The following is a 21,797-nucleotide window of genomic DNA, read 5'->3' as shown; positions in this document are numbered from 1 at the left end:
CCGTCATGGATGAGATTACTGGTTTACACTTTCAGAGGACGCCTGCCGTTCTCGCTTTCCGGCTTCCGGTCACGGTGCCGTTTTCCGCAAGTGCGAACGTGGCGCCGGTGCCGAGGACCATGAAGGTCTTGCGCTTAAGGCGCTGCCGGTCGGGACCACGTCTTTGACGATACAACATGTTCTCGTCCGCTGACGGCCCGCTGTTTTCTACATGCCCTTCAACCCAGCAACGACACCAGCACCCCTGTGCGATGTTCTTCAGGGAATCGAGAAAGATGCATGGCGTGACGGTGATGCCGTATGTATCGAGGTAACCCTTTCAAGGGTGTCTCAGGCATTTCCAAGGCCGCAAAAGCGCACCGCTAAAAAGCTTGCCAGTTATTACAACTATCGGCATTGCCTCCCCCGCTCTTCAAGACGCCATTCCCGACTCGTTCCTCGTCCGGCTGCTTTTTTCCCGCATCGCCAGTTCGAGCTGATGGACCCGAATCGCAATGGTTGGCGGGCATGCTCATTTTATCTTCATGATGGCATCATGCAGGATGGTTTTGACCTCACCCAGCACCTGATCCACCCCCGCTTTCAGATCCTCCCATTCGTCGTCGCTTGCGACCGCTACCTTCTGCAACCGTTCACTCGCCTCATCCCGCTTGTTCTGCAAGGCCGTGATGGCTTGATAGTAATCCGACTTGGTGTCGGCGGTGGCGCCCGCGACCTTGTCCTTTAGCCGGTCGATCTGGTTGTCCCATTCCACCATCTGCGCCGAGAGTTTTTCGACGTACTCTCTCTGCTTGTCCATGTGTACCTCCTGTCATATCGAACATCCGGGATGTTTTCACCTTATGCTACAACGAACATGCCAGTTTAAACGCCTTGCGCTTTTACCCACCCAGGAACAGGTAATGCACAAAACGACCTCTGTCGTATTTGGCGATGCTGTAACACACGGAGGCCTTGAACGGCCATGGTTCAGTATTAAAAAGCGGTTTTCCCACGGCCAAGACAGCTGGTCCTTGTTGATCTGCGGCGAGGTGACATATTTCAGTGCCGTATCCAGCTTGCTGCTCTGGCCGGCCTCGGTTGCCGAGTGTCCCGCGTATCCCAAGGTGACCGGGAAACGGCAGCCGATGCGCCAGCCGAAGCCCCGGCAGGCACCGTAAGCAGGACCATCAGTAAAGCCCTGAAGAATGCCGGGAATAAACCGTCTTTCATGTCAATCCCCCTTGGAACCGGCACAGTCACAAGTCATCGGTGTTTCAGGCTGTCCTGAAAGCAGCGGACAAATTTCTTGAATTCCAGAGTCAGGATGACGCCGGCGGCGAGGCGTTCAATACCTGCCGCGAACCGCAGCTCGGGGACCGAGCAGAGCACATTGCACCAGATAAGGGAGCCGGTTCTTCCGCCATCACGGATCGCCCGGATTTCGTAGAGCGTGGATGAGGTATAGTAGGTGCCGCTCAACCTGCGGCTCGATTGCAAGGCCCGGTTCTGAGGTGTGATATCTTTCGGGCGCTCCAGCGTTTGGCGTGCGGTTCAGGGGAAGTCTCTCTACCCTCGACTTCCCCTGAACTGATACGATCATCATCCGATTTCCAGGAAGGATTCTATCGGTATCTGTTCAGATCAGTTTCCAGGAAATCCAGCCGACGGGACAGGTCTGATCTTTCCTCATGGGTGGTTGATCGGCCTCCTTCCGTCATTCGCAGATAGTCTCTTCGAATTGAGTCCAGTCTCGCCTGGAATTCCCTCTCTTCCGTCGGTGACAGACGTCCGCTGATCCTTCCGTCATCAATTCTCTTTTGAAGCGCGACAATCCTGTCACCGTTTCTTGGGCCTTCCATTGTTGTCGTCCGGGCAGCTGCCGTATTTATCTCAGCGTCAAGCGCATCAAGTCTTGCATGAAGTCTGGTCCATTCTTCCTTAAGGACCACTTTGTCCCTCAGTCCTTCATAATCAATCCGAATCCCTTTCAGCGTCGTCAGATACATCTGGGATTGATCCGGCGAGAGGGCGCCGGTCTTCAGGCCGTCTCCGATTTTATTCTGGATTACGCCCATCTTGCTCTCGGCACTTCTTTCGGAATCCGGCCATGTGTGCATAGTCGCACATCCCGAAAACAAACCCACACCGCAAACCATCAACACCACCATGAAGATAAACTTTTTCATTTTGCTCCTCCCCCCTTCAGGGTTGACAGCGTCCCTCACCGATTCATCCGTTCTCTGTTTTATCCCCTCCTGCACATCTATTGTGGCTTTGACCTTAACAACGAGTCTCAATATCCGGATTTGTCCCACAGGATATTCGCCGACCGCTGGAGAAACTGATTCACAAGTAACGATAACCACTGTGGCCGTAATGACGCCATCATCTGGAAAAGATCAGCACGCTGTAGGGCCCCAGAGAAATCGCGGCATGACAGGGAAGGCCGTCGCACTCGCCCGGTTCGGTACCGGCGTCTCTGCTCGGATGGTTCGAAAAGACCTCGCTGTAGCCTTGCCAATCGCTGTTGAAGCGCAGCTTCCAGACACCTTCGGCCGGGAAGCCTATGACGTACCCCTCCTGCGCCTCTCCGAGGAAATTGGCGACCACGACGACGTCGTCCCCCACTCCACCCAAGTCCCAGCGGTGGAACGCGATCACCTTGGCCTCCTCGTTCAAGTGATGCACCTGGGTGAACTGCCCACAAAGCCCCCGTGTGAAACCAGCGCGGTTGAGCCGCAGTTGGATCAGGTCCCGGTAGAGCCGGACGATGCCGCGGAACTCGTCGCTTTGATCCCAGTCCAGCGGGACCGTGTCCCGAAACCACTCCCCTTCGAGAAACTCCTGCCCCTGGAACAGCATAGGGATGCCGGGAGCCGTGAAGACCATGGCGGCGGCCAGGGTCGAGCGTTTCTGGGCGTACCCCCCCCTGGGATCCCCAGGATTTATCTCCTGAGGCACGCGGGCCTTGCCGTTGGCCACCTCGTCGTGACTTTCGCTGTAGATGACCCGGTCGAAGGCGTCGTCGTTGTAGCGGTAACAGAGCGCGTCGCGAACGGCGGAAAGCGAGCGTTCCTTGTCGTCAGGAGTTATCACCGCCTGGCGTATGGGATGCACGAAGTTGGCATCCCACTGAGATCCGAAACCGGCGCCGCCGGCACCCACGGCCTTGGTGAGCCAGCTGTTGTTCTGCAGGTCCTCGGCGATGGTGATGCGGCCGGGGAACTGCCGGGCGACCTGTTCGTTCAGCCACTGCAGAAGGCTCCACCCCTCGGGAAGGTCGTTTTCGACCGCCCCGTCGATACTCCTTATGAACTGGGTGCAGTCAAAGCGCAACCCGTCCACGTGGTATTCCTTGAGCCACATGAAGACGTTATCGGATATGAATTGGCGAACCTCCCCCACCCCGTAATTGGGACGCGTCTCTCCCCAGGGGGTGTGGGCCCGGCCGTCGTTGTAGAAGTAGATGCCGCCCAGCCCGTTCTCGGACCAGCCGTCGAACTGCCAAAGATCAAGGTCGCTTGGACCCAAGTGGTTGTAGACCACGTCGAGGATCACCGCAACCCCCTGGCTGTGGGCGCGCTTGACGAACCGCTTGAAGGCCAGGGGGCCTCCGTAGCTCAGTTCGACTGAGAAGATATGGGCCGGGTTATACCCCCAGGACCGGTCGCCGGCGAACTCGCCGACCGGCATGATCTGGATGGCGTTGACTCCCAATTTTTTCAGGTGCCCCAGGCGGGCCGATATCGAGTCGAACTGGGCGGCCGCGTCGTCATCCTCCTGATCGTTGAAGGTCCCGACATGCAGCTCGTAGATGACCAACTCGTTCCAGGGAGCCAGGTGGAAATCGTCGTCCCAGGAAAAGCTTGGATCGTGGACCACCGCATCGCCGGTCGAACCGGTCACCTCGCGGGCGTAGGGGTCGATGCGCTTCAATTCGCCCTTTTCGGTGGTGAGCAGGAACTTGTATGGATCTCCGATTTTGGCGCCCGGCACGTCGGCGTACCAGTTGCCGTTCTCCTCGGCCCGCATGGGGTTTTCAGCTCCGTTCCAGTCATTGAACGACCCGATGACGGATACGAGCCTCGCATGCGGGGCCCAGACACGGAACCAGACGCCCCCGCTGTAGGGGGTCGCCCCCATCCCCTCGCCCCTTTTCCCCTCGGGTTTCTTCACCCCGGCGTTGGTCACTTTGCTCATGCCATCTGTCCTCCTGCGGCCTGTCCGCACCTCCTCTTTCACGTGCGGCAAACCAGGATCCAACCAGACGGAAGCTATCAAAGAGCTACCAAGGCCGCAAAGGGCCCGGTGCGGCTCATGGTTCTTCCTTTATGGGACGATACACCTTTATATGACGGGGAAATTCTTCCCTGCCGAATCTCCCAAACTTCAGCAATCCTCTGCCTGTGTTCTTCATGGTCCATCTCCTAATGCTGATTTTTTCCGGTTCTCCCAGAAAGAGGCTGCCCTTGCCCCTGATTCGCAACTAGCGTGCCCGACTAATCCAAGTTTCTTTTAGAGCACAAGAGTCTGATTGAACGGGAAATATCGAAGAAAACGGGACGGGTGCAGGTAAAGACCGCAAGAAAAACCCGTCATGTTTGGCATAACCGTCATATGTGGCGGGCAAAGCTCGGGTCGCCGGCGCCCCCTTGCCGGGTCATTCCGCGGCTCCCAATGGCGGCTAAGGAGTCGCTATGACGGATCAATACCGCCGGGTGACCATTACCTGGCGATTGGCTTGTCGATTGCAATGCAAAGGTACTACAACGGATCTAATCGGTCCTTAAAAGGAGACGACATCATGCTAAAACCGCAGCGTATGTTGAGACTGTTGGTGTGTGCCGGGTTGGTGACAGCATCCTTTGGGTGCGCATCTACCCGGACCCATGAGAGCACCGGCGAATACGTCGATAACACCGTCATCACGTCCAAGGTAAAAGCAGCCATCTTCAACGAACCCTCGCTGAAAACCTTGCAGATAAGCGTCAAGACCTACAAGGACCAGGTTCAGCTAAGCGGTTTCGTCGACTCGGCTCAAAGCGTCACCAAGGCGGGAGAGGTCGCCAGGAGCGTTCCGGGCGTCGGATCGGTGAAAAACGACCTGCTGGTGAAATGACGCGCGATGGGCGGCCCGATCCACCTTCGGCTCATGACCGCCCTCATCTTATCGCTGATACGGTTCATCCAGGGGCACGGTTCCCTTTACGTCGTCGCCCAAGGCACGAGGGCGGCGATTTGATGAAAAGGGGGTGGCTTCAACGCCCCCTTTTGAATATCCGCCCCGGTATGAAGCGAAACAGTGGAGCGCTTCCCCTTCCGACAAACCAAGCCCAGGAGAGGCGGCCTTTTCAGGTGATTGGCGGACGAACCAAGATGCGCGCTCTGCAAAGAAGAGGTGGGACATGAAGGTTTCAAGCATCACCATCGCTGCGTTCAGCATGGTACTTCTGGCCCAGGCAGTTGTTTGCCGGGCCATCGACCAATCGATCTGCACCCCCGGAGAAATCAGCTACTACCCCGGCGGGCAATTGAAATCCTGCACCCTCAAGGATGATGTCATCATCGGCGGCGTTAAATGCAAGCAGTACGCGCCCGCCGACTTTTACCAAACCGGAACGCTCCAAAGTTGTGTTACGAGCGACTATTTCAATTACGGAGACATCACCTGCAACCAGTACAGCCGGGTCAGCTTCCATGCAAACGGCAAACTGGATACCTGCATTCTTTCCAAATCGCTGGCGATGGACGGCAAGAGCTGCGCGCCGTTTGAAGCGATCTCGCTCTTCGAAAACGGAAAATTGAGGTCCTGCAGCGCCCCCCATTGACCGGCACCGGCCATCCGTGACAACGGCACGCAGGAAGCCCCAGCGCCGCGCCGGAATACGTCACAGCCAGCGCAGGAACAGATTGACAAACCACTCGCCCATCCTGTTGCTTAACATGCTCAGGTAGTCAAGATTGGTCGATCCCACCGTGGACCACATTCCGTCAATCACCGCGGTTTTCGCGTGCTGGATGGAACTGCCGTGCTCGTACAGCCTCACTCCCGCCTTAAGAAGCTCCGAATAATTATGCCTTATACGTCTGGCAAACTCGCGCATCCGGAAACGTGGCTCAAAGGGAGCGCGAAAACCAGGCATGTAAATATGCATGGTTTCATTATCCTATTCCTACTTACTGGACATGTTGACCTCCGAGGCGCAGTCCTATGCAGGTAGCCGACCCGCAACTTGCGTGCCGGAGCGGGCCATGGACCGGAACAGCGCAACAAGCTGAATACAGGTCGTAAGAAATAACGCGGCCGACCGTTAAAGAAACAGCGGGTGACTGAGCACCGTCATCATTGACATAACCGTCATATATGGCGACCCGAAATATGGCATTAGCCAATACGGAAATAGGTGTTACTCTAAGAGCTACCCCCCAAAGAGACCTGATTCTTGCTTAATGTGTCCTAGCAAATTTACCGACTGAGCTTGGCAGGTCGGCCATGTGCGTAAAGTCCTGTTCAGAGTATCGGGCCAAGAGAGGTGTGAATGGGTACTGACAAAGAAAAGAGCCGACTTAATGCTATAGGCAAACCACGCCCCACCGCACAGCATCGGTTATGCACGGAATCGGTTTCATCGTCTTCCCTGACAAAGGAGGCGATGCAGGTACTTGTTCAGCAGCTAGAAATCCACCAGATCGAACTCGAATCGCAGAACGAGGAGTTGCGCCGGGCCAGGGAAGAGCTTGAAGTCTCGCGCAACAACTACGTGGAACTCTACGACTTCGCCCCCGTAGGCTATTTCACCTTCGATATCGGCGGGTTGATCCGGCAGGTGAACCTTGCCGGTGCCAACCTTTTGGGAGTGGAACGGCGCCAGCTGGTCGACACCCCCTTCACCCGCTGCATCGCCGATGCGCAGGGAAGGGAACTTTTTTCCAGACACCTCGCGAGCGTTGCGCAACTGCCGAATCAACAGCAGTGCGAGATCAGGCTCAAGGGAAAAGATGATTCGATCATCCACACCCTGTTTCGCAGCGTGAGGGCCCACGATGGCGGTGAGAAGGACGCGCCTGTCCGTATCTTTTGCTCGGTGGTCGACGGTTCCGTGGCCAAGCGCCTGAAAGAGGACCTGCAAAAGTCCCATGACAACCTTGAGTCAACCGTGTCGAACCGGACCGGAGAGCTGTCCAGGGCGAACAAGCTGCTCGCACGTGAAATCGAGGAGCGCAAGAAGACGGAGGAGTCGCTCCAGGAGGCCTACTCCGAGATAAAGCGGCTGAAGGACCGGCTCCAGGCCGAAAACATCTACCTGCTGCAGGAAGCCGCCCGGCAGTACAACTTCGGGGAGATCATCGGACAAAGCGAGGCCCTGTCGCAGGTGATGGCCCGGATCGCGCAGGTGGCCCCGATGGATGCGACGGTCCTTCTGCAGGGCGAGACCGGTACCGGCAAGGGTATGGTGGCGCGCGCCATCCACGGCAGCTCCGCCCGCAAAGAGCGCCCCATGATAACGGTCAACTGCACCACGCTGCCGGCCACCCTGGTGGAGAGCGAGCTCTTCGGAAGGGAAAAAGGCGCCTTCACCGGGGCTTTCGCCAGGCAGATCGGGCGCTTCGAGCTGGCGGACGGCGGCACCGTATTCCTCGACGAAATCGGAGACATGCCGCTTGAGTTGCAATGCAAGCTGCTGAGGGTGCTCCAGGACGGGGAGTTCGAGCGGCTGGGCGGCACCCAGACCATCAAGACCGATGTACGTGTCATCGCGGCCACCAACCGGAACCTGGAGCAGGAAATCCGGACCGGCAGGTTCCGGGAGGACCTCTACTACCGGCTGAACGTATTTCCCATCACGATGCCGCCGCTTAGGGAGCGCAGCGAGGACATACCGCTCTTGGTCGATTTTTTTCTCGCCAAGTTCAATAAGAAGATCGGCAGAGGGATCACCACCGTGCCGCAAGAGGCCATGCGCGCCCTTCAGCAATACCACTGGCCGGGCAACGTGCGCGAGCTGGAGAGTGTGATCGAGCGGGCGGTGATCACGAGCCAAGGGAGCACGCTGCAGGTGCTGGACCGGTTCGACGGCTTCCGCATGAAAGAGGATGCCGCCGACAGGACAGGGCCTGCGGCGGAAAAAGCGCGGGAGGGGGTGGAAGAGGTCAAACCCCTCGTCGACCTGGAACGCGACCATATCATCGGCGTGTTGCTGAAAACCGGCTGGCGCATCGAGGGAGCCCGCGGCGCGGCAGGGCTCCTCGGGATCAATGCCAGCACCCTGCGCGCCCGTATGCGGAAATTCGGAATCGTCCGCAAATAGCGCCACCTCTGTTCAACCCGTTTCCTGATCGTCCTTCAACCTCCTGCACCCTTCGATCAAGGCGAGTTTCTGGGTCTTGACGGCCACCTCGTAGGTGCGTTCATCCTCGTCGGTCAAAGGTGCCCGAGCGCTTCTCGAGGTCATCAGCTCCTCGATATTGGACTCGATGCCCCGCACGAACCCGATGAATTCTTTATACTTCCTTTCCCTTACATCTTCCGCCTTGTCCTTACCGATGAAAGCCATGGCTGTCTCCTTTGTAAATGTTGCTGTCACAACGCTTCGCGTCTCTTGCCGGCGCAGTGTGAAATGTAGACGATGCGGGACGGGGCGTCCCACGGGGATTTCGCTTCAATGGGCATGTCGGATGTGGAAGCGGGTGGTAGGCGAACCGGGCTTTGTCGCATGAACGGATGCTCCCAGCCCGGTATGGCGCAACGGGGTACGCAGTGCATGGCGGATCACATTCGTTACTTCTTGAGCATACTTTCGATGGATCCGCAACATGCGTGCCGGAGAAAACAGGCGGAGGGTGAAGGGCGCAAACGACCGGTTGTCAAAGGGAAAAAGCGGAAGGAATGGACAGGGGGGGAACCAAAGCGTCGAAGGGAACCCGTCAGGTTTGCCGTAACTGCGATATATGACGGAGCACGTCGGACTGCCTTTAATGCTGCTCGAGCTTCGCGATTTTCTCGCGCAACCCCGCCTCCAGGCTACCGGCTATAGGCACACTAGCTGCAGCGATGTCACGGCACGACATGGATCCGACCTGCGCGCCCGGGTGGTCAACCCGGGCGCGGACAAGACTTCCCCATGTCAGATGAGAAAAGGAGCAGGCGATGAAAAACACGATGGCAACTCTTGGGTTGTTAGTGGCGACGATGATGCTGTCCGGCTGCCTTGTCCCTTACTGGAGCGATGAAGGGCGTGGCGGTTACCGGGATGGCGGTTACCGGGATGGCGGGCACTGGAATGGCGGGTACCGTGACGGTACACGTGCCGATGGCGGAGAACGCCGTTGACGACACCGTTGATGCTCAGGTTGATCGGCGGCAAATTTCCCACGGGAAGAAGCAGATGGCTTTCCGATGGCCCCGGCCGTCGCCAACCGCATCCCACGCCATCCCATCAGAGCTGGTTGCCAACCAGCTGATCGATGGCTGCAGCCCGTCATATGTTCCGGTTATGTCAAACTTGACGGTTCGGACACGCTTGAATTTCGGCTGCGGACGAAGACGTTGCCCGGCAGGCACCTCATTTCACTGATTTCCCGCTCTTGTTTTCCCTTAGTTCATCTCTGGCGTGAAAGTTGCGGTCTCCCTTGTCGGCAAAGATCGGCGCGTTGCGGTCCTTTCAAGGGAGAAACCATGCGATCAACAAGAATAACGGCCGCCGTGGCTGCGGCGCTAACCGGAGCAGTTTTGACCATCACCCCCATGGCGTCGAGGGGGGCGGAACAAGCGCCCCATGTTCGCAGCGGACCGGTTGCAGCGTATCCCCCGGGAGAAGCCTCCACTCCTGACGCCGGTGCCGCCGGGGTGAGCGATCGGTCGGCGGACCGCGACGTCGAGATGCCAGAGGGGAAAGGGCTCCCGCATCAGGTTTCCGTACAGGGCGACCCCTCCGGAGCCCTGCTGGAGGATCTGATCAGAACGGATCAGCCCGGAGAAAACCCCTGACCAGCTGCGCCGCGCCGGTTGGAAACGACCCGCCACCGATAGACGCAGATGCGCCGCGCATCCTGCAGGAGTTGCGACTCATGACCGAGGCCAACAAAAACCTGGAAGCGTTCAACGCCACCATCGCCCACGATCTCTGCTCCGCGGTAACGGCCATAAGCGGCTATTGCCAACTACTCGCCGAGGTGTGCAGGAGCCAGCTCGATGACCAGGGGAAGGCATACCTCGGCAGCATTCAAGGTGCGACGCTGGACATGAAACAGCTCATCAAGTCCCTGCTCAACTTTTCGCGCGTAAGCCGCGTCGAGCTGTGTCGGGAGAAAATAGACCTGAGCGCGATGGCTAACGTGGTGATTGAGCATCTGCGGCTCTCGGAACCAAGGCGCAGGGCCACCTTCCGGATCGCCAGTGGAGTCACCGTCGAAGGCGACCCCGGACTCTGCCGCAGCGTGCTGGACAACCTCATCGGCAACGCCTGGAAGCATAGCTGCGATCGGGAAGAGACCTTCATAGAGTTCGGCGTGACGCACCAGGCGGGGGGCACAGCCTATTTCGTCCGGGACAACGGGCCGGGGTTCGACATGGCGTTTGCGGACCGGCTCTTTGCCTGCTTCGAACGCCTTCCCGGAACCACCGTCCAGGGGCACGGAGTCGGCTTGGCCACCGTCGAGCGGATAGTCAGTCGCCACGGCGGCCGGGTCTGGGCCGAGAGCGAACCGGGGGAAGGCGCGACCTTTTTTTTCACCATGGGGGCATAAAACCGCGGTTACCTGCCTGCAAACAACGTGTCGGGCTCCCCCCCCAGCCCGGGTCTGACCACAGGAGGCGGAGATGCACCTTCTACTCGTTTATCCCAAGTACCCCGACACCTACTGGAGCTTCCGCCATGCCCTGCCCTTTATCGGCAAAAAAGCGGTTTTCCCTCCCCTGGGACTCCTCACCGTGGCGGCGATGCTCCCTGAAGAGTGGGAATTGAAGCTCGTCGATCTGAACGTCGAAAAACTTTCGGACAGCGACCTGCAGTGGTCCGACTACGTCTTCATCAGCGCCATGACGGTCCAGAGGGCTTCGGTACAGGAGGTCTTGGACCGATGCCGCGCCTTCGGGGTGAAGACAGTCGGCGGAGGCCCGCTTTTCACCACCTGCCATGACGAATTCCCGCAGGTAAACCACCTCGTGCTCGGTGAGGCTGAGGAGACCCTCCCGAGGTTTCTGGCGGACCTGGAAGTGAAGATGCCGCAGCGGCTGTATCTTCCGAACGGCCGTCCCGACATCACCCGCACGCCGCTTCCTCGATGGGAGCTCATCGATCTGCGCAAATACGCTTCCATGAATATCCAGTATTCAAGGGGATGCCCCTTCGACTGCGAGTTCTGCGACATCACCCAGCTCTTCGGACGGAAGCCGAGAACGAAGACGACGGACCAGGTGATCGCCGAGCTCGAAGCGCTGCACCGCGCGGGATGGCGTGGAGGGGTCTTTTTCGTCGATGACAATTTCATCGGTGACAAACCGAAACTGAAAAAGGAGGTCCTCCCCACCATGATCGCGTGGATGAAGCGGCACGGGAACCCCTTTTTCTTCTATACCGAGGCCTCCATTAATCTCGCCGACGACCCTCATCTCCTGGAACTGATGTTCGCCGCCGGATTTCGCGAGGTTTTCATCGGCATCGAAAGCCCCGAAGAGGATGCCCTCAGGGAGACCGGGAAAACCCAGAACCGCAACCGCGACCTCGCAGCCTCGGTGCGGTGCATCCAGCGGGCCGGGCTCCAGGTGCAAGGGGGCTTCATCGTCGGCTTCGACAGCGACTCGCCGGCCATATTCGACAAGCAACTTCGCTTCATCCAGGAGAGCGGCATAGTCGTAGCCATGGTGGGGATCTTGATGGTCCTTCGGGGCACCAAACTGCATGGGCGACTCTCAAACGAGGGAAGAATCATCAACGGCTCGACCGGCAATAATACGGAGGCCTTCCTCAATTACCGCCCAAAGATGCCCCCACAGGACCTGATAGCCGGATACCAGCGCCTGATAAGGACGCTCTATTCCCCCAACTATTTCTACGACCGTCTGATGACCTTTCTGAAAGAATACCGGCTTTCGGGGACATCTTCGTTCCCCCTGCTGCAGCGGCGGGATGTCCGGGCGTTCGTCCGTTCCATGTTGTTTCTCGGCATTCTCGGCAGGGAACGCCTGCACTACTGGAAGGTTTTTTTCTGGACTTTGCTGAGGAAACCGCGACTGCTGCCGCTGGCGATAACGCTGACCATATACGGTTTTCATTTCCGCACCGTCGCGGCGGCAATATGTTCGTCGCCTCAACGTAACCCACCTTAACCAGCCGGCTCTCCACAGCGTTTATCGGGAGTTTTGCCGGTGCGCAAGATGCAAAGGGGGATCTCATGCTTTGGACAATCTGTCTGGTCCTGATAGTTCTGTGGCTTTTGGGCATGGTCACCTCATACACGATGGGGGGGCTGATCCATATCCTGCTGATCATAGCCATAATCGTCCTGCTGGTACGCGTCATTCAGGGGCGTAAGATGCTGTAACCTGTATCATCGCCCCCGAAAAAGTACCCTGGCAAGGCGCCCCCCCCCCCGCGTTTGCTGCAGATTCCGCCGAAGGCGCCGGCTAAGTCTTGCCTGTTCAGAGAAAGAGGCGGACGGCATGAAGGAATTGGGGAACACGAAGGCGGAATTGGTCCGGGAGGTCGCAGAACTACGTGAGCGTTGCGCCACGTTGGCGCTGACGGCACAACTGTGCCTTGACCTGAAGGCGGNGGCGCCCCCCCCCCCGCGTTTGCTGCAGATTCCGCCGAAGGCGCCGGCTAAGTCTTGCCTGTTCAGAGAAAGAGGCGGACGGCATGAAGGAATTGGGGAACACGAAGGCGGAATTGGTCCGGGAGGTCGCAGAACTACGTGAGCGTTGCGCCACGTTGGCGCTGACGGCACAACTGTGCCTTGACCTGAAGGCGGACATACAGGAGGCGCAGGAGTACGCCGACAGCATCGTGCAGACCGTGCGCGAGCCACTGGTAGTCCTCTCCTCCGACCTCAAAATCATCAGGGCCAACAACAGCTTCTACGACACGTTCAAGGTCACCCCCGAGGAGACGGTCGGCTATTTCATCTACGACCTGGGCAACCGGCAATGGGACATCCCGCAACTGCGGGTGCTCTTCGAGGAGATCCTCCCCCACGACACCGTCCTGACCGGGTACGAGGTGGAGCACGACTTCCTCGATATCGGCAAAAAGATCATGCTTTTGAACGCCCGTGAGATCTTCCTGGCGAAAACCGGCTCGCGCATCATCCTTTTGGCCATGGAAGACATAACGGAGCGGAAGTCGGCGGAAAAGCGGATAGGCGAAATCGTGCGGCAACAGCAGGCCATACTGGACAACATCCCGAACATGGCCTGGCTGAAGGACCGCTGGGGAAGGTATCTTGCGGGGAACCAGCCGTTCACCGAGGCCATCGCCATGTCGCCTGAGGAACTGATAGGAAAAAGCGACTCCGACATTTACCCGCCGAAGCTTGCGGCAAAATATCTAAGCGACTCCCGGGAGGTGGTGGCAAGCGGGACCCGCGCGTACTTCGAGGAGTCGAGCCCTGGACCGCGCAAGAGTATCCAGTACCTGGAAAAGGTCGAGACCCCCATTTTCGACGAGAACAACGTGGTCATCGGCACCATAGGAATCGCCCACGATGTCACCACGCACAAGGAGTTGGAGGTGGCGCTACGCTATGAAAGCACCCACGATGCGTTGACCGGCCTCTATAACCGGGCCTTTTTCGACGCGGAACTGGAACGGATGGCCCGGGAGGAGATGTTTCCCATGAGCGTGGTGATGGCGGACGTGAACGGCCTGAAAGCCGTCAATGACGCCGCGGGGCACGCCGCGGGAGATGAACTGATACGGATGGCGGCGCGGGTCATCCGTCACGCCTTTCGGACCAAGGATATCGTCGCCCGGATCGGCGGGGACGAGTTCGCCGTGATCCTGCCGGAAACGGTGACAAGCGTGGCCAGGGAAACCGTCCGCAGGATCATGAAATGCCCGGAGGTCAAGGACGGCGAGGTGAGCATCGCCTTCGGCATAGCCACCGCGGAAGACAGCGATCAGCTTGAGGACGCCTTGAAGCTCAGTGACGAGAGGATGTACCGCGAAAAGTCGGAGCGGAAGAGCTCCCGGAATGAAAGCCTGGAAGATAAGGAAGGAGGGGAAACGCCATGAACATTTTCGATTGCGCCATCAAGATGGAAGAGGACGCGAGGATGTATTACCAGCAGCTGGCTGCGTCGAGCGGCACTCAGGAACTGAAGAATCTCTTCACCATGCTGGCCGAAGCCGAGCAGGAACACCACGATGCCTTGGTGCAACTTAAAGCAGGAATCAACTCCCCCAAAGTCCGGTTCAAGGCGCTGCGGGAGGCGGCCTGCCTTTTTAAACCCGTGCTCGCCAAGCGCGAACATATTGCAGAGCTGAAAAAAGCCCCCGACGCCTATCTGCTGGTCATCGGTCAGGAGCAAAAGTCGATCGAACGCTATGAGGAGCTTGCGGCCCGGACAAAGGACGATGAGGCCCGCAAAATCGTACTGGGCATCGCCGATGAGGAACGCAGGCACCTGAGCATAGTAGAGAACATCTATTCCTTCGTCGAGTCACCCAAGAACTTCCTAGCCTGGGGCGAGTTCAGTAACCTGAAGGAATACTGAGAGTCAAAGACTCTTGTCATGCGCCCCGTCCCGAATGCGAGGAAGTATTGCACACGCCAATGGCCCCTTAAAGCGGGGCGGACCCCATACACCAGCAGAGGTCGATGATGGCATCCGAAAGGGGAAAAGACGATTGCCGGACGGAGGATGAAACGCGGCGACTACTTCACGAACTGCAGGTGTATCAGGTCGAACTGGAGATGCAGAATGCTGAGCTACGCCATGTAAGGGGTGAGTTGGAGGCGACGCTTGACAAGTTTACCGATCTCTATGATTTCGCACCGATTGGCTATTTCACCCTGGACCGCTCAGGGACCATTCGCGCCGTGAACCTTGGCGGTGCGAGTCTTCTGGGCATCGAACGCACTCATCTTTTGGGCAGGAGGTTTCTGGAATTCGTGCCCAAAGAGGCCCGGTCGAGGTTCTCCGAATTTTTCGCGACGGTGTTCGCGTTGCGGAGGAAGGCATCCCTAGAGACGGCGCTTCACCCCCAAGGGCATGATCCTCTCTATGCGCGCATAGATGCCGCGCTCTGCGGCTCGGGTATCGAATGCCGCTTTGCCGTCTCTGACGTCTCGGAACAAAAGCGTACCGCCGAGGCCCTGGCCAAGAGCGAGGAGCAATACCGCGCCATAGTGAGCAACATAAACGAGTATGTCTACAGTGTGAGTTATGAAAACAACGTCATCGTCTCCGCCTACCACAGTCCCAAATGCATCGACATCACGGGGTATTCCCCCGAGGAATACGCACGCGACCCGTTTTTGTGGCTTTCAATGGTTCATGAGGATGACCGGGATCTGGTCACCCATTTTCTCGACGTCATACATGCCGGCAAAAACCCCGAGCCGATCAGGCACCGCATCCGTCACAAAAACGGCAGCGAACGGTGGATACTGAACAGCTGTACGGTGCAGAGGAGGGAAAACGAGGGGACCGTAACGATTTCCCGGCTGGACGGCTTCATCCTCGACATCACCGAACTGAAGCTGGCAGAGGAAAGCATATTTTTCCTTGCCCACCACGATCCGCTCACCGGGCTTCCAAACCGCAGCACGCTGTACCTGCGGATAGGTCAGGTCATGACGGTGGCGAGGAGAGCAGGCAAAGGCATAGCCTTGCTTTTTCTGGATATAGACGGCTTCAAACAGGTGAACGACTCCCTTGGGCACGACGTCGGTGACCGGGTCCTCCAGTCAGTCGCAAGGCGCCTGAAGGAATGCACGCGGTACTGCGACATCGTCTCGAGGCTTGGGGGAGACGAGTTCGTCATCATGCTCTGGGATTGCGGGGCCGCCGAGGCCGCCGTTGTGGCGAATAAAATCATCGCTTCAGGCTTCACCATCGCTGAATTGAGCTACGCCTTGAACGCCAGCATCGGCATAAGCCTTTTCCCCCAAGACGGCACGGACTACCTCACCCTGCTAAAGCACGCCGATGTCGCGATGTACCACGCCAAGAAATCCGGTGGCAAGAGACATCAGTTCTTCACACGCAAGCTGACCGAGCACGCCCGCGAGCGGTTCATCATGGAGACCGATTTGCGGCACGCAGTAGAGCGGAGCGAGTTCGTGCTGTACTACCAGCCTAAGGTTGACCTCATCACCGGAAAATCCAGAAGCATGGAGGCACTGATCCGTTGGCAGCATCCCGCCAAAGGGTTCACCCTGCCGGGCAACTTCATCGGTATAGCGGAGGAGACCGGGCTTCTCACCCCAATCAGCAAATGGACCATAAGGACCGTCTGCCGGCAGTTGCGTCAGTGGAGACAGCAGGGGATCGGCCTTCTTTCGGTGGCGATAAACCTCTCCGCAACCTTTTTCCAGCAGGCAGACTTCGAGGAGACCATCGAGTCGGCCCTGTATGAGACCGGGGTGCCACCGGAATGCCTGGAGTTGGAGCTGACCGAAGCCACACTGATGAGCGATCCCGAGAAGGTCCTCGGGAGCATGGCCGCCATGAAGGCCCTCGGGGTACAACTGTCCATCGATGACTTCGGGATGGGCTACTCCTGTCTCAATTACCTGAAGAAGCTCCCTATCGACAAGCTGAAGATAGATCAGTCATTCATCCACAACATAGCGTGCGACACCGACAACATGGCGGTGGTTCGAGCCATCATGAGCATAGGTCGCAGCATGCAGCTCAAGGTTATAGCGGAAGGGGTGGAAAACGCCTCGCAGCTCGCCTGGCTTCAGGCGGAGGGGAGCGAGGAGGCACAGGGTTTTTACTTCAGCCGCCCGCTGTCGGTAGATCGGCTCACTCCTTTGCTGAAGCAGGAGGCCAACTACCTGCACAATCCCCGAGGCCGGCTGAGGATCAGGGAGCCTCAAATCCCCCGCTAGCTCCTGTCCCTGCGCATCTTCTGCAGCACAGCGTGCACGTCCAACCATGGCACCGGTTGTTGTGGGCCTCGTTTTCCTCCTGGGAGCGAGGCTCTTTTTTATCAGGCGTCCGGAACCCGGCGGCGTGTGCCCGCATGCTGGGCCGTAAGGCGGGCGCACTTTCCGCCGCAAGCGTTCCGTCATATACGGCGGTTGCGCCAAACGCGACGGTTTTATGGCGACGCCGACTCCCCCATCCCCAACCCTGACTGTGAAACGGCACTGAATTCAAGCTCTTGCAGGCAGGTTCAATCGGGGTTGTCTGGCATGCTAGTTGTAAAACACCAGATGTAAATGCGTTATTGCCGATCAAAGGGTGACCAAAACGAGAGGAGAACGAACCATGAAGACGAGAACCGTATCTATACTGCTGGCAACGGTGGCGTTGATAGCGTTCAATGTGCCCATGGCCTTTGCGCAGATGAAGCAAATGCCGATGATGCCAATGAACGATCACGCCCCCGGGTATGGACAGATGATGGAGTCGGACAGCATGGGGGACATGATGGCGGCTTGCCTCGAACACGCGGAGAAGCTCGGCCTCACCGATGACCAGACCATGAAGATGAAGCCTCTGCACCGAGAAATGCAGAAGAAGCAGGCCCGCTTCATCGCGGACCTGAAGATCGCCGAGATCGAACTCGCTGAAATCATGGAGGTGAAGGATTTCGATCTGGAGAAGGCCGACGCGGCCGTCAAAAAAATCGAGGGGATAAGGACATCCCATCACCTGGAAATGCTGTCGGCGATGAAGGAGATGCGGGCCATCCTGACGGACCAACAGTTCAAGGAAATGATGAAGATGGCTCCCATGAAGATGAAGATGAAAGCGGGGAAACCCGGCGTAAAACATCAGAAGAACCGCAGGTAAGCCAGCCGGCAAACCGCTTGTTTGGACCTCCCGGCAGGGGCCCTCAGAAGGTGCACAAAAGGATGCACGATCTTCAACAACAATGAAAGGGGTTACCCATAGCCGGATAACCCCTTGATTTAACTACTGGTGCGAGAGAGGGGACTTGAACCCCTATACCTTGCGGTGCCAGATCCTAAGTCTGGTGCGTCTGCCAATTCCGCCACTCTCGCATATCGAACGGCTGAAACGACAAACCCCGCTTTTAACGGGGTTGGCCTTTATGGTTGGGGTGGGTAGTGGGACGGACCCCCATTTCATGCAAAAAAGCGCATGAAACCTAACCCCATAAAATCCCATTCTTTTTCGATTACAGGAGGCTTACTTCCATATTCCGTGGTCAGGTTTTGTAGCACAGTTGGTATCACAGTTTCAAGTGGAATCTCGACCATGATTGAAGTATCAGGGCTTAGCCTCGCATCTCCTCCCGCACAGGCATACACATCTGCACAATCCAGCACCAAAACATCAGGGCCTTAGTCTATCGGTTTGATAGTCTAATTAATAGTGATATTGCATATTGGTTTCCGTCTTCACATAGGCTCTCCCCCCTCCTCTCTTTAACCAAAATGGGTTAACCACGCCCACCCTCTGCCTAGTGATTACCTATATAAGGGCTAGTGGAACACCGAAGTTGACAAGGCATCTGTGATGCGCCCCTGAAGTCGAACCGTTCATCGACACTGAAAGCTTTATGAAAATCTGGCTTCGATGTCTGAGGCGTCTGAGCCAATGACTTAGGCCCCAAATCTAAGCCAGCCACTCTCTAGTTGTGGTCTGTTAGCAGCAAATGTATGTGCGGCAATATAAGTGTTTATGAGGAAGGACAAACGTGGTATGGTTGGACGTTTTTTACTTTAGGACAGGCAAGTGTTCCAGCACCTACACAGAAGAGGAGCGAACTTGGGTTGAGCATTACCGATTATCACGCCAAATACTTCGCTTACGAACTGACCAAGCGCTGTGCATCTGACAGTGTCGAGAAGCTCGCCTCCGTTCTTGCTGATGCACAGGTGGACCTGAATCCGCATCAGGTGGAAGCTGCCCTGTTCGCCTTTCGCAATCCTTTTTCAAAGGGAGCGATCCTCGCAGACGAGGTAGGATTGGGCAAAACCATCGAGGCGGGACTGCTCCTTGCCCAAAAATGGGCTGAACGTAAACGCCGCCTGCTGGTGATCGTCCCCGCCAACCTCCGAAAACAGTGGTCGCAGGAACTTGCGGACAAGTTCTTCCTGCCTTCGGTCATCCTGGAAGCCCGCAGCTTCAACGACACCATCCGCGCTGGGAATCTCAACCCATTCCAGCAGGATGGAATAGTCCTTTGCTCCTACCAGTTCGCTCGCGCTAAGGAACCCTATCTCCGACAAGTCGCTTGGGACCTGGTTGTGATCGACGAGGCGCACCGTCTGCGCAATGTCTACAAGAACACCAGCAAGATAGCGATTGCCATCAAACAGGCAATCGCCCCGTTTCCGAAGGTGCTGCTCACTGCGACGCCACTCCAGAACACGCTGCTGGAACTATATGGTCTCGTCAGCATCATTGACGATTATGCGTTCGGCGATCTGAAGAGCTACCGCACTCGATTCGCTCGTCTCGGTAACGAAACGGACTTCGGCGAGCTGAAGGAACGCCTACGGCCTCTCTGCAAGCGCACCCTTCGGCGCCAGGTGCTGGAGTACGTGAAGTACACCAACCGACACGCACTGGTGCAGGAGTTCACACCGACAGAGGACGAGCAGCTACTCTACGATCTCGTATCTGAATACTTGCTCTGCCCGACACTCTATGCTCTCCCTGCAAGCCAGCGCCAGCTCATGACGCTCATCCTCCGAAAGCTGCTTGCCTCATCCACCTTTGCCATCTCGGGTACTCTGGAAGGTCTCGTCCAGAAGCTAGAATCTGCAGAAGCTGCTGCTTTATCCGTGGACGCTGCACCAGACGAACTCCCACAGGATTGGGAGGAACTAGATGAACTGGCCGATGAATGGGAAGAGAACGAAAATGGTTCTGCCGCTCAGGAGCGTGCTCGTCTGATGCCCGAGCAGCTCGAAGAGCTACGGCACGAGAAGGAGCAGCTCCATAAATTCCACGAGCTGGCACGTTCCATCGCCAGGAACTCCAAAGGAGAGGTTCTGCTCACCGCCCTTCGGCGCGGTTTCCACGCTTCCGCCGAGGCCCAAAGAAACCAAGGTGCCGCTACCCTCCAACAAAAAGCCGTTATCTTCACCGAGTCTCGTCGCACCCAAGATTACCTGTTCCACCTTCTCGAAGAGACGGAGTTTGCTGGCAAGGTCATGCTTTTCAGCGGGTCCAATAACGATCCAACTTCCAAGGCTATCTATCAACGCTGGCTCGCGCAGCACGCTGGCACCGACCGGATCTCCGGGTCCCCCACCGCCGACATGAGAGCTGCATTGGTAGAAAACTTCCGCGACAATGCCGCCATCCTCATCGCCACTGAAGCTGCTGCTGAAGGGATCAACCTCCAGTTTTGCAACTTGGTGGTCAATTACGATCTTCCTTGGAACCCACAGCGTATCGAGCAGCGCATCGGTCGCTGCCATCGTTACGGGCAAAAGTTCGACGTGGTGGTGGTGAACTTCCTCAACAAGAGCAATGCCGCCGACCAGCGGGTCTACGAACTACTTGATGAGAAGTTCAGGCTCTTCAACGGGGTCTTTGGTGCAAGCGATGAGGTTCTCGGAGCAGTGGAGTCGGGAGTTGATTTCGAGAAGAGGATTGCGACCATCTACCAACGATGCCGCACACCAGAGCAAATCGAGTTCGAGTTCGACCAGCTTCAACGGGAGTTGGAGACCGACATTATTGCCGGACAGCGAGATGCCCGCGAGAAACTGCTGGATAACTTCGACCAGGAAGTGGTCGAGAAGGTCCGCATTCAGAGCCACGATGTCCTCGACCGTTTCAACGAACTGCTTTGGCAAATCACCCGTCACCTACTTAAAGGCTGTGCACTGTTCCAAGATGACAGCTATAGCTTCACCCTCCATACAAATCCTTTTACCAGCAAAGACATCCACCCTGGACCTTATCGCATGGGAAAGGGGGTGGAGGATGCCAATACTTATCGGGTCGGCCACCCCCTTGCGCAGAAAGTATTAGGTAAAGGCATGGCCCTTTCCGTAGCCCCCTCAGAGGTGGCGTTCAACTACAGCGGTAGCGGCAAAAACATCGCTGTTTTGGAGCCACTTGTTGGACAAGCTGGATGGCTGGCCTGCACACGGCTCACGATAAGCGCCTTGGAGACTGAAGACAAACTTGTATTGACCGGAATAACAAATGACGGGAGGCAGCTTGACGGTGCTGAATGTCGCCGACTCTTCGACCTCCCTGCCCGGCAGGGAGCGGCCTGCGCCGTGCCATCAGAGATAAATAACGCTCTAGAGGCGGAGCTGAAGCACCAGCACCAGGAGCTACTGGAGGAGTTGACAGCCCGCAACACCGTCTGGTTCGATGCCGAAATGGATAAACTGGATCGGTGGGCGGAAGATCGTCGGACATCCTTAAAGGCGGAGCTGGCAGAACTTGACGAAGCACTTAAAGAAGCGAAGAAAGCAGCGCGCCTCGCGCCGACATTGCCGGAAAAGCTGGAACGACAGCGGGCGGTGAGAACCTTGGAAACGAAGAGGGACGAGGCGTGGCGGGCTTATGACTTGGCAAGTCGCGAGGTTGACCGGCAGAAGGATGCCGTGCTTGACCAGATCAGCGCAAAATTGCAGCACCGTATGGAACAAGAGGCATTATTTGTTCTGCGTTGGCAACTGACCTGAGAAATTTATTTGAT

20 protein-coding genes and 1 tRNA gene are annotated in these 21,797 nt (G+C 57.3%); 13 read left to right on the top strand and 8 right to left on the bottom strand.

The features are described 5' to 3' along the window. Positions 1-31: 31 nt before the first annotated feature. From E8L22_RS21410 to E8L22_RS16995, 5 genes are all read right to left on the bottom strand, one after another. Positions 32-178, bottom strand: a complete 147-nt coding sequence (locus E8L22_RS21410; protein ID WP_162604861.1) for a hypothetical protein — start codon at positions 176-178, stop codon at positions 32-34. A gap of 333 nt (positions 179-511) precedes the next feature. Next, entirely contained in the window at positions 512-799 is a 288-nt protein-coding gene (locus tag E8L22_RS17010) for a sll1863 family stress response protein (protein ID WP_136526335.1), read from the bottom strand. Between the two features lie 446 nt (positions 800-1,245). Beyond that, positions 1,246-1,461, bottom strand: coding sequence for a hypothetical protein (locus E8L22_RS17005; RefSeq protein ID WP_136526334.1), 216 nt, complete (start codon positions 1,459-1,461; stop codon positions 1,246-1,248). A 143-nt stretch (positions 1,462-1,604) separates the two neighbouring features. Further along, a complete protein-coding gene (locus E8L22_RS17000; RefSeq protein WP_136526333.1) occupies positions 1,605-2,279 on the bottom strand; it encodes a hypothetical protein in 675 nt (224 codons plus the stop codon). Positions 2,280-2,367: 88 nt separating this feature from the next. Then, positions 2,368-4,182 (bottom strand): alpha-amylase family glycosyl hydrolase, encoded by a 1,815-nt coding sequence (locus tag E8L22_RS16995; protein ID WP_136526332.1) that lies wholly within the window; start codon positions 4,180-4,182, stop codon positions 2,368-2,370. Positions 4,183-4,786: 604 nt separating this feature from the next. Here E8L22_RS16995 and E8L22_RS16990 point away from each other — a divergent pair. Both E8L22_RS16990 and E8L22_RS16985 read left to right on the top strand, forming a co-directional pair. Next, a complete protein-coding gene (locus tag E8L22_RS16990) occupies positions 4,787-5,101 on the top strand; it encodes a BON domain-containing protein (RefSeq protein ID WP_136526331.1) in 315 nt (104 codons plus the stop codon). Between the two features lie 286 nt (positions 5,102-5,387). Beyond that, complete coding sequence (locus tag E8L22_RS16985; RefSeq protein ID WP_136526330.1) at positions 5,388-5,810, top strand: hypothetical protein; 423 nt, start codon at positions 5,388-5,390, stop codon at positions 5,808-5,810. A gap of 60 nt (positions 5,811-5,870) precedes the next feature. Here the strand turns inward: E8L22_RS16985 and E8L22_RS16980 are convergent, their stop codons facing one another. Next, positions 5,871-6,137, bottom strand: coding sequence for a phospholipase D-like domain-containing protein (locus E8L22_RS16980; RefSeq protein ID WP_246044735.1), 267 nt, complete (start codon positions 6,135-6,137; stop codon positions 5,871-5,873). A 498-nt stretch (positions 6,138-6,635) separates the two neighbouring features. Between E8L22_RS16980 and E8L22_RS16975 the strand changes: the two genes are divergently transcribed. Continuing rightward, on the top strand, positions 6,636-8,291 hold the full coding sequence (locus E8L22_RS16975) for a sigma 54-interacting transcriptional regulator (protein ID WP_246044734.1): 1,656 nt from the start codon (positions 6,636-6,638) through the stop codon (positions 8,289-8,291). Positions 8,292-8,303: 12 nt separating this feature from the next. On the opposite strand, the gene E8L22_RS16970 is transcribed toward E8L22_RS16975, so the two are convergent. Then, positions 8,304-8,537, bottom strand: coding sequence for a hypothetical protein (locus E8L22_RS16970; protein WP_136526328.1), 234 nt, complete (start codon positions 8,535-8,537; stop codon positions 8,304-8,306). 593 nt (positions 8,538-9,130) lie between these two features. On the opposite strand from E8L22_RS16970, the gene E8L22_RS16965 reads away from it, so the two are divergent. The 9 genes from E8L22_RS16965 (at position 9,131) to E8L22_RS16925 (ending at position 17,950) form a co-directional block, all read left to right on the top strand. After that, positions 9,131-9,313, top strand: a complete 183-nt coding sequence (locus E8L22_RS16965) for a hypothetical protein (RefSeq protein ID WP_136526327.1) — start codon at positions 9,131-9,133, stop codon at positions 9,311-9,313. 345 nt (positions 9,314-9,658) lie between these two features. Continuing rightward, positions 9,659-9,970: a hypothetical protein gene (locus E8L22_RS16960; protein ID WP_136526326.1), complete on the top strand. Its 312-nt coding sequence runs from the start codon at positions 9,659-9,661 to the stop codon at positions 9,968-9,970. A gap of 80 nt (positions 9,971-10,050) precedes the next feature. Then, the gene (locus E8L22_RS16955) at positions 10,051-10,728 is read left to right on the top strand and encodes a sensor histidine kinase (RefSeq protein ID WP_136526325.1); all 678 of its coding nucleotides are present in this window, start codon (positions 10,051-10,053) and stop codon (positions 10,726-10,728) included. 73 nt (positions 10,729-10,801) lie between these two features. After that, a complete protein-coding gene (locus E8L22_RS16950; RefSeq protein ID WP_136526324.1) occupies positions 10,802-12,310 on the top strand; it encodes a B12-binding domain-containing radical SAM protein in 1,509 nt (502 codons plus the stop codon). A 65-nt stretch (positions 12,311-12,375) separates the two neighbouring features. After that, a complete protein-coding gene (locus E8L22_RS16945) occupies positions 12,376-12,525 on the top strand; it encodes a lmo0937 family membrane protein (protein ID WP_136526323.1) in 150 nt (49 codons plus the stop codon). A 314-nt stretch (positions 12,526-12,839) separates the two neighbouring features. Continuing rightward, positions 12,840-14,213 (top strand): sensor domain-containing diguanylate cyclase, encoded by a 1,374-nt coding sequence (locus E8L22_RS16940; protein ID WP_136526322.1) that lies wholly within the window; start codon positions 12,840-12,842, stop codon positions 14,211-14,213. Continuing rightward, complete coding sequence (locus E8L22_RS16935; RefSeq protein WP_136526321.1) at positions 14,210-14,695, top strand: ferritin-like domain-containing protein; 486 nt, start codon at positions 14,210-14,212, stop codon at positions 14,693-14,695. Before E8L22_RS16940 ends, E8L22_RS16935 begins: the two co-directional genes overlap by 4 nt. A gap of 104 nt (positions 14,696-14,799) precedes the next feature. Continuing rightward, positions 14,800-17,040: a putative bifunctional diguanylate cyclase/phosphodiesterase gene (locus E8L22_RS16930; RefSeq protein WP_246044731.1), complete on the top strand. Its 2,241-nt coding sequence runs from the start codon at positions 14,800-14,802 to the stop codon at positions 17,038-17,040. 382 nt (positions 17,041-17,422) lie between these two features. Next, positions 17,423-17,950: a Spy/CpxP family protein refolding chaperone gene (locus tag E8L22_RS16925; protein WP_136526320.1), complete on the top strand. Its 528-nt coding sequence runs from the start codon at positions 17,423-17,425 to the stop codon at positions 17,948-17,950. A 127-nt stretch (positions 17,951-18,077) separates the two neighbouring features. On the opposite strand, the gene E8L22_RS16920 is transcribed toward E8L22_RS16925, so the two are convergent. Then, positions 18,078-18,162: transfer RNA gene (locus tag E8L22_RS16920), tRNA-Leu, on the bottom strand. A 735-nt stretch (positions 18,163-18,897) separates the two neighbouring features. On the opposite strand from E8L22_RS16920, the gene E8L22_RS16915 reads away from it, so the two are divergent. Then, complete coding sequence (locus E8L22_RS16915) at positions 18,898-21,783, top strand: SNF2-related protein (RefSeq protein WP_246044729.1); 2,886 nt, start codon at positions 18,898-18,900, stop codon at positions 21,781-21,783. The last annotated feature ends 14 nt before the right edge of the window (positions 21,784-21,797 follow it).

Origin of the sequence: Geomonas ferrireducens (assembly GCF_004917065.1) — a bacterium.
Taxonomy (GTDB): domain Bacteria; phylum Desulfobacterota; class Desulfuromonadia; order Geobacterales; family Geobacteraceae; genus Geomonas; species Geomonas ferrireducens.
Note: the sequence above shows the minus strand (reverse complement) of the source record. Positions and strands in the feature narration are given on the sequence as shown.

What these genes read in the sequence shown, in the direction of transcription:
- E8L22_RS16985 (WP_136526330.1), top strand. Translation starts at nt 5,388, where the DNA reads ATGAAGGTTTCAAGCATCACCATCGCTGCGTTCAGCATGGTACTTCTG.
- E8L22_RS16945 (WP_136526323.1), top strand. Translation starts at nt 12,376, where the DNA reads ATGCTTTGGACAATCTGTCTGGTCCTGATAGTTCTGTGGCTTTTGGGC.
- E8L22_RS16925 (WP_136526320.1), top strand. Translation starts at nt 17,423, where the DNA reads ATGAAGACGAGAACCGTATCTATACTGCTGGCAACGGTGGCGTTGATA.
- E8L22_RS16955 (WP_136526325.1), top strand. Translation starts at nt 10,051, where the DNA reads ATGACCGAGGCCAACAAAAACCTGGAAGCGTTCAACGCCACCATCGCC.
- E8L22_RS16980 (WP_246044735.1), bottom strand. Translation starts at nt 6,137, where the DNA reads ATGCATATTTACATGCCTGGTTTTCGCGCTCCCTTTGAGCCACGTTTC.
- E8L22_RS16975 (WP_246044734.1), top strand. Translation starts at nt 6,636, where the DNA reads ATGCAGGTACTTGTTCAGCAGCTAGAAATCCACCAGATCGAACTCGAA.
- E8L22_RS16995 (WP_136526332.1), bottom strand. Translation starts at nt 4,182, where the DNA reads ATGAGCAAAGTGACCAACGCCGGGGTGAAGAAACCCGAGGGGAAAAGG.
- E8L22_RS16960 (WP_136526326.1), top strand. Translation starts at nt 9,659, where the DNA reads ATGCGATCAACAAGAATAACGGCCGCCGTGGCTGCGGCGCTAACCGGA.
- E8L22_RS17010 (WP_136526335.1), bottom strand. Translation starts at nt 799, where the DNA reads ATGGACAAGCAGAGAGAGTACGTCGAAAAACTCTCGGCGCAGATGGTG.
- E8L22_RS16990 (WP_136526331.1), top strand. Translation starts at nt 4,787, where the DNA reads ATGCTAAAACCGCAGCGTATGTTGAGACTGTTGGTGTGTGCCGGGTTG.
- E8L22_RS21410 (WP_162604861.1), bottom strand. Translation starts at nt 178, where the DNA reads ATGTTGTATCGTCAAAGACGTGGTCCCGACCGGCAGCGCCTTAAGCGC.
- E8L22_RS16935 (WP_136526321.1), top strand. Translation starts at nt 14,210, where the DNA reads ATGAACATTTTCGATTGCGCCATCAAGATGGAAGAGGACGCGAGGATG.
- E8L22_RS16930 (WP_246044731.1), top strand. Translation starts at nt 14,800, where the DNA reads ATGATGGCATCCGAAAGGGGAAAAGACGATTGCCGGACGGAGGATGAA.
- E8L22_RS16970 (WP_136526328.1), bottom strand. Translation starts at nt 8,537, where the DNA reads ATGGCTTTCATCGGTAAGGACAAGGCGGAAGATGTAAGGGAAAGGAAG.
- E8L22_RS16950 (WP_136526324.1), top strand. Translation starts at nt 10,802, where the DNA reads ATGCACCTTCTACTCGTTTATCCCAAGTACCCCGACACCTACTGGAGC.
- E8L22_RS16965 (WP_136526327.1), top strand. Translation starts at nt 9,131, where the DNA reads ATGAAAAACACGATGGCAACTCTTGGGTTGTTAGTGGCGACGATGATG.
- E8L22_RS16940 (WP_136526322.1), top strand. Translation starts at nt 12,840, where the DNA reads ATGAAGGAATTGGGGAACACGAAGGCGGAATTGGTCCGGGAGGTCGCA.